The sequence below is a fragment of the Cellulomonas sp. P5_C6 genome (assembly GCF_054049635.1).
On the sequence record NZ_JBFULZ010000028.1, the window covers coordinates 22,812 to 29,228 of the forward strand.

6 protein-coding genes are annotated in these 6,417 nt (G+C 74.0%); 3 read left to right on the plus strand and 3 right to left on the minus strand.

The annotated features are described in order from the left end of the window. The first annotated feature begins 139 nt into the window (after nucleotides 1-139). Entirely contained in the window at nucleotides 140-2,548 is a 2,409-nt protein-coding gene (locus ACXJKG_RS05240) for a KAP family P-loop NTPase fold protein (protein WP_456844709.1), read from the plus strand. Between the two features lie 25 nt (nucleotides 2,549-2,573). Here ACXJKG_RS05240 and ACXJKG_RS05245 read toward each other — a convergent pair whose 3' ends face one another. Next, nucleotides 2,574-3,245 carry an AIM24 family protein gene (locus ACXJKG_RS05245; protein ID WP_456844710.1) on the minus strand — a complete coding sequence of 224 codons (672 nt, stop codon included), beginning with the start codon at nucleotides 3,243-3,245 and terminating at the stop codon, nucleotides 2,574-2,576. Next, nucleotides 3,242-3,850, minus strand: coding sequence for a TetR/AcrR family transcriptional regulator (locus ACXJKG_RS05250; RefSeq protein ID WP_456844711.1), 609 nt, complete (start codon nucleotides 3,848-3,850; stop codon nucleotides 3,242-3,244). Before ACXJKG_RS05250 ends, ACXJKG_RS05245 begins: the two co-directional genes overlap by 4 nt. A gap of 103 nt (nucleotides 3,851-3,953) precedes the next feature. Here ACXJKG_RS05250 and ACXJKG_RS05255 point away from each other — a divergent pair, with 103 nt between their 5' ends. Next, complete coding sequence (locus ACXJKG_RS05255; protein ID WP_456844712.1) at nucleotides 3,954-4,313, plus strand: cupin domain-containing protein; 360 nt, start codon at nucleotides 3,954-3,956, stop codon at nucleotides 4,311-4,313. A 5-nt stretch (nucleotides 4,314-4,318) separates the two neighbouring features. Next, nucleotides 4,319-4,696: a nuclear transport factor 2 family protein gene (locus tag ACXJKG_RS05260; protein WP_456844713.1), complete on the plus strand. Its 378-nt coding sequence runs from the start codon at nucleotides 4,319-4,321 to the stop codon at nucleotides 4,694-4,696. Here ACXJKG_RS05260 and ACXJKG_RS05265 read toward each other — a convergent pair. Then, the coding region (locus tag ACXJKG_RS05265; RefSeq protein WP_456844714.1) for a hypothetical protein at nucleotides 4,683-6,417 on the minus strand (1,735 nt) is incomplete at its 5' end. The two genes, ACXJKG_RS05260 and ACXJKG_RS05265, sit on opposite strands and share 14 nt — an antisense overlap.

Below are 6,417 nucleotides of genomic sequence, written 5' to 3' on the forward strand. Positions count from 1 at the left end.
TCTGCCGTGTCCCACGGGCGTCGCGAGGACGCGGGCGTCGTTGCCCGGCGTCCGCCCGACCTGTCACCATCGAGGGGCAGACCGGGCGGCGCAGCGCGCGGACGTGGCCCGCGGGCGGGCGGGCGCGCGTGGGGGAGCCGTGGACGATCCGGGTCCGGAGATCCCGTTCGTCGACGTCGTCGTCGGCGACGCCCTGACCCTGCGCGCGGACCTCCTCGTGCTCCCAGCCACCGCGAGCGGCACCCTGGGCGAGCCGTGGCACTCGTACCTCACGCGGCTCGGCGTCAGCCTCCCGGTCGACGGAGCAAGCCTGGGGCGGCTCGTGATGGTCCCTGTGCATCGCGGTTCGTCGGCGCGGAACGTGGCGGTCGCCGCGACGGTCGGGGCGGGCGGCGAGCCGGCGGAGCCGCAGGTCATCGTCCAGATCGCCGAGCAGCTCGGGCAGGCCACGCGGGACGACGGGTTCGACGTCGTGGTGACGCCCGTGCTGGGCTCGGGGGTGGGGCGGCTCGAGCCGGAGGCGGCGCTCGGCGGCCTGGTCGACGGGTTCATCCGGACGGCGGCGCCCGGCGCCAGGCTGCGCGTCGTCGCCCGGTCCGAGACCGAGCAGGTCGTCCTCGACGGGTGGCTCGAGAAGCTCCTGGTCGACGCGCTGATGGCCCGGCTCGGTGCGGAGGTGAGCAGCGAGCAGATCGCCGAGCTGGCGGCGTCGTCGGTCGGGCACGGCGCCGAACCCGACTCGTCGTCCGCCCCCGACCCGAAGCCCGGCTTCGCCGCGCATCCGATCGCCCCGCCGCCGCCGTCGTCGTCGTCAGCAGAGGAGCCGAACGGCCCGCCGTCGTGGGCCGGGCCGAACGACCCGTCGTCGGCCGCGCCAAGCATCCCGTCGTCGTCGGCCGAGCCCAACTCTGCGCCGTCGTCGGCGGCCGAGCCCGACTCGCCTCCGTCGTCGTCCGCCGAGCCGAGCGCCCCGCCGCCCGTGGCCGTCGTGGACGAGACGTCCACCGGTCGCACGAGGCTGGTGCACGACCAGCCTGCGTCGGCCGACCAGCTCGGCCGCGCGAGCCTGGCGGCCGAGGTCGCGAGCCTGCTGCGGGAGCTGGCGGCGAGCGACGACCGGTCGGACGAGGCGTTCGCGGTCCACCTCGATGCCCCGTGGGGCGCGGGCAAGAGCAGCCTGGTCGGGTTCATCGGCCAGGAGCTCTCCGTGCCGGAGGGCGACGATCCGGGCTGGACCGTGATCACCCTCGACGCGTGGCGGTCGTCGCAGCTGTCGCCCGCGTGGTGGGCGCTCCTGGGTCATCTGCGCTCGGGGGTCCGGGAGTCGATGGATCGTCGGGGCAGGATCCGGTTCTCGTGGCGCCGTTTCGTCACCGCGGCGCGCCGGCTCTGGCGGATCTGGCTGCCCCCGGCCATCGTGGTCGTGATCCTGCTGGTGCTGTGGCTGGTGCAGGGCGATGTCGGCCCGACGATGACGGTGCTCACGGGCGTCGTCGCCTTCACGGTGGCGATCGGCGGCCTGCTCGGCAAGTTCTTCTCCCTGGACTCGCTGCAGGGCGCGCGTGTGCACGAGCGGCTCAACGAGAACCCCATGGAGGAGGTCTCCGAGCAGATCTGGGCGGTCCGGCAGCAGAGTCCGAAGAACGTCCTGCTGGTCCTCGACGACCTCGACCGGTGCAACGAGCGGTTCGCGGTGGAGCTGCTCGACGCGGTGCAGACCCTCCTGCGCAAGGGGCCCGAGCGACCGCGCCGGCGTGCTCCGCAGCAGAAGCGGATGCCGGCGCTGGTCGTGCTGGCCGTCGGGGACGGGCGCTGGCTCCGGGCGGCCTACGAGGACGCGTACAAGGTCTTCTCGCCGTACGTGAGCGAGCCGGGGCGGCCTCTGGGGCACCTGTTCCTGGACAAGCTGTTCCAGCTGCGCATCGAGCTGCCGACGCTCAACCGCACCCAGGTCAAGGGCTACCTGTCCGGCCTGCTGAACGTCACGCCGCCCCACCCCACCGCGGACCTCGACGACCTCCTGGACCGGATCGCCAAGGCGCCGTCCGAGGTGGGCGCGGACTCGCTCGACGAGCGGATGACCGACCTCATGGGCGAGGCGCGCGGGGTCGACGAGGTCCAGCGGCAGCAGGTGGCCGCGAAGGTGCTGGAGACCCGCCGCAACGACCCGGAGCGCAGGCAGCGCGAGCGTCACATCCTCGAGGAGTTCGCCGAGCTGCTCGAGCCCAACCCGCGGGCGACGAAGCGGTTCCTCATGGCGTACAACGTGGCGTTCGCGGCGCGGCTGTGCGAGCTCGACCCGCCCGAGCCCAAGACGCTGGCCCTCTGGACCGTGGTGACCACCCGGTGGCCGGCGCTCGCCGAGTGGGTCCGCGGCGAGCTGCCCGACGGCGACCTCGCGCTGGTCGACGCACCGGGCCACCCGAGCGGCCTGCTGCGTGATCCCGAGGTGCGGGTGGTCGTGGGGTCCGACAAGGGCGGCCCGCTGGACCTCGAGCGCGTGATGAGGTGCTGCGGGTACCAGCCGCCGGCCACGGGTCCGGGCTGACGCCGACTCTGGCCGGCTCGGGCGGTCAGGACTGGCRCAGCGGGGGGTGACCCTCGGACGCCTGSACGACGACGACCCCCTGGCCSGAGAGGCCSAGCTGGTACGCCTCGCCGGACCCGCGACCGATCGCCGCCGAGAGCTTGGCSGTCTTGCGCACGSTCGACGTSAGCGACGTGGACCACAGCACGGCGGCCTGCACGTCGACGAACGTCGGCACGTCCACGTTCAGCACGACGGGGGTGCCGTAGGCCGTCACGGCGATCGCCCCGGAGCCGGAGAACGTCGTGTTGAACAGGCCGCCGCTGATCATCGAGGCGCCCTCGACGCGCTGGATGTCCCAGGTCAGGGAGCTCTCGAACGCGAGGATGTTCGTGCCGTTGACCGTGACGCTCTCGTTCTCCAGCTCGAGGACGAAGATCTCGTCGGCGTCCTGGGCCAGGAACACGTCCCCGCTGCCGGACACCTTCATGAGCGACATGCCCTCGCCGGTGAAGGCCTTCTTGAACATCTTGGAGACCCCGCCGCTGCCCTGGTAGGCGAAGTCGACGTCACCCTGGTAGGCGACCATCGAGCCCTGCTTGGCGTAGAAGAACCCGCCGGTGCCGGCGAGGTCGACCTTGAGCATCCGTTCGTTCTGCAGGACGAAGCTGCCGGGTGCGGTGGAGCGTTCGGCGTTCTGGAACAGGGAGCCTCTCATCGCCCGATGCTATCGGCGGCGCCCGTCACGTCGGCCAGCAGTCGCCCCGCCGCGGTCTCGAAGCGGGTGGGGTCGCCGTGCGACCGCGCGACGAGCATCGCCCCCTCGAGCCCGCCGACGATGATCCGGGCGGCCTCGTCCGACGGTCCCGTGAGCCGGAGCGCTCCCTGCGCGCGCCCCGCGTCGAGCACCTGCTCGAGCCACGCCTCGTTGTCGTCGAAGAACGTGGTGACGGCCGCCCGCATGGGCTCGGGGAGGGTGGGGTACTCGGCGGCGAGCATGCCGCACAGGCACATCCGCTGGTCGCGCAGGACGTCGGTGTACAGGGCGACGTAGGCGTCGAGCTTGCGGCGGGCGTCGTCGGGGCGCTCGGCGATCACGGTCAGCGCGGCCGCGAACCGCTGGGCGTAGCGGTGGATGAGGGCCTCGCCGAGGTGGGCCTTCGTCGCAAAGTGGTAGTGCAGGCTCGGCTTGGCGATGCCGAGCTCCGTGGCGACGTCGGCGTAGCTGAACCCGTTGAAGCCGCGCGTCTGCACCAGACGCTCGGCGACGTCGAGGATCCGGGTGCGGGTGTCGGGTGTCGAGCGCGCCTCGGTCCGGGTCATGCCTGGAGCCCCCCGCGGGTGAGAGTCGTTGACACCTACCTACTAGAAGGTCAGGATACCTCATATCAGGAGAGAACGCCCGAGGTACGAGGAGGCCGGACCGATGCAGGAGACAGCGCACAAGACGTTCCAGGCGCCCGACGAGACCCGGGAGTTCCCGCACGGCAGAGCAGAGATCATCACCGTGGGCGACAGCGAGATCGGCCGCCTGGTGCTCGACCCGGGCTGGCGCTGGTCCGTCGACGTCAAGCCGATCGCGGGCACGCCGAGCTGCCAGGCGCCGCACTTCCAGTACCACGTGAGCGGGCGGCTGGCGATCCGCATGGATGACGGCACCGAGATGGTGGCGGGCGCCGGCGACGTCACGTCCCTGCCCCAGGGGCACGACGCCTGGGTGCTCGGCGACGAACCCGTCGTGGTCGTCGACTGGTACGGCGCCAGTGACTACGCGCGCAGGCGGTGATCGCGATGAGCGAGGCGGAGAACAAGGCCGTCGTCGAACGGCTGGTCCAGTGCCTGAACGACCGCAAGATCGAGGTCATGGACGACCTGTTCCACGAGGACGCGGTGATGGACTGGCCGCAGTCGGGAGAGACGGTCGTCGGCGGCGACGCCCGGCGCGGCGTCTACGGGGCGTTCCCGGGGCTGCCGACGATCACGCCACGGCGGCTGCTGGCCGAGAACGACCTGGTCGTGCTGGAGGCGCGGCTGGACTACGACGGTCCGGTGTTCCTGAGCACGTTCATCTTCGAGCTCCGGGACGGGAAGATCGCGCGTGAGACCGCGTACTGGGCGGAGCCGTTCGAGGCGCCCGCCTGGCGAGCGCAGTGGGTCACGATCGCGTGAGCCCCGGCCGCACGTAGACCGTCGTCGCGGTCCGCGTGCGGCTCAGGCTGCGGGTGAACAGGCTCAGGCGCCGGTCGAGCGGCGGGGAGTCCCGCCAGGTCGGCGCCACCGCGGCGAGCAGGGCGGACAGCGGCCCGGTCTCGGCGCCGGTCGTCGCCAGCCACCGCAGCACCCGCGCGTCCACCTCCTCGCGCCCGACCAGCGGCGAGGGGAACGCGGACGTGACCGTGAGCTCGCCGACCGCGCCCGTMGCCGGGTCGACCCGCAGCGAGACACCCGCGCGCTGCCGGGCGGCCAGGGAGGCACGCAGCACGCCGGGCACCTCCGGGGTCAGGCTCGCGATCTCGTCGGGCAGCCGGCAGGCCGCGAGCACCTCGCGGACCAGCTCGGGGCGCCAGCCGCTGAGCTCGTAGTAGACCTTCAGCCCCCAGCGGCCGTCGGCCGCCAGGCCCACCCCGATCTGCTGGCACCAGCCCGCRGTGGCCAGCAACGCGGTCGCGGCGTGGACGGGGGCGCCGTCGGGGACGCCCGCCGCGACGAGGGCACCGGACTCGCGCGCCCGCCAGCCGGGCACGTCGCCGCCGTGCATCGACACGTACGCCTTGAGGGTCGCCGAGGCGTCCGCGTGCAGGTCGAGGCCACCCCAGAGCCAGAACCGGCTCCCGTCCGGGACGGGCAGGTCACGGTCGGTGAGCAGGGCGAGCACGTCCCGGGCGGCGTGCCAGGCGTCCTCGAGCCCGAGGTGGTCGGCGGTCCGGGCCACGGCCGCGAGGCCGGAGCGCGCGCGCCGGTGCGGAGCGAGGCGGGGGTCGCCCACCTCGCAGGCGAGCCGGAGGGCGGGGGCGTGGTGCGCGGCGAGCTGCACCGACAGCTCGACCGGAAGCCCGGCGGCCAGGGACGACAGCTGCTCGGCGGGCCACGGCGAGGGCGCGGCGAGGCTCTCGCGGGTGAGCGCACCGAAGGCGGCGCGCGCGACGGCGGTGTCCACGCCCTGGCTGACGGCGGCGTCGGCGACGACCGGGTCCCAGCGGTCGTCGCGGGCACGGGCGGGAGGTCGGCGTGCTGGTACCGACGGCCACGGGCGGGTGGCCAGGAGCGCGTCGAGCGCGGTCGCCGTGGTGAAGGCGCCGCGGGAGTCGGTCGTGCGGGCGGCTGCGTGGCCGTCGTGGGCGGCGGGGACCAGCAGGACCGTGGAGCCCGGCCACTGCCCGTTCCGCTGGACGCCCGTGAGCAGCCGGTCCAGCGGCGTCGGCACGCCGAGCGCGGCCGCGATCCGCACGAGGTCGGCCGGGTCGCCGGTCGCCGGCACCTCGAGCGGGCGGCTCCCCGCGGGGCGGCCGGCGAGCTGCCACGCGCTGAGCACGAGGGCCGTCGGGTGCGCGGTGCCCGGCCACCAGTGGCTCGACCAGGCGCGGTCCGCGCCGAAGCGCTCGACCCACCGGGCGGCGAGCTGCTCGCGAGACAGCCGGGCGCCCTCGTGCTGCGCCATCAGCACGGCCGCGGTGACCTCAGGCATCGCGTCGGACCAGCGGCCCGCCGCGTGCGAGCCGGCATAGGTGCGCACCCCGTCCGCGACGGAGTGCTCGTCGAGGAAGGCCCACGTCCTCGCGTCGACGGTCCGTCCCGTGGCCGACAGCAGCCGCACCGCCCAGGCCGTCGAGTCGGCGTCCGGACGGACCGTCGGGGACCAGCCCCAGGCGGCGTCGCGCGAGGTGCGCCGG

Bases quoted from the DNA above. Each gene is read 5' to 3' on its own strand.
- ACXJKG_RS05250 (WP_456844711.1), bottom strand. From the start codon at position 3,850: ATGACCCGGACCGAGGCGCGCTCGACACCCGACACCCGCACCCGGATC.
- ACXJKG_RS05255 (WP_456844712.1), top strand. From the start codon at position 3,954: ATGCAGGAGACAGCGCACAAGACGTTCCAGGCGCCCGACGAGACCCGG.
- ACXJKG_RS05260 (WP_456844713.1), top strand. From the start codon at position 4,319: ATGAGCGAGGCGGAGAACAAGGCCGTCGTCGAACGGCTGGTCCAGTGC.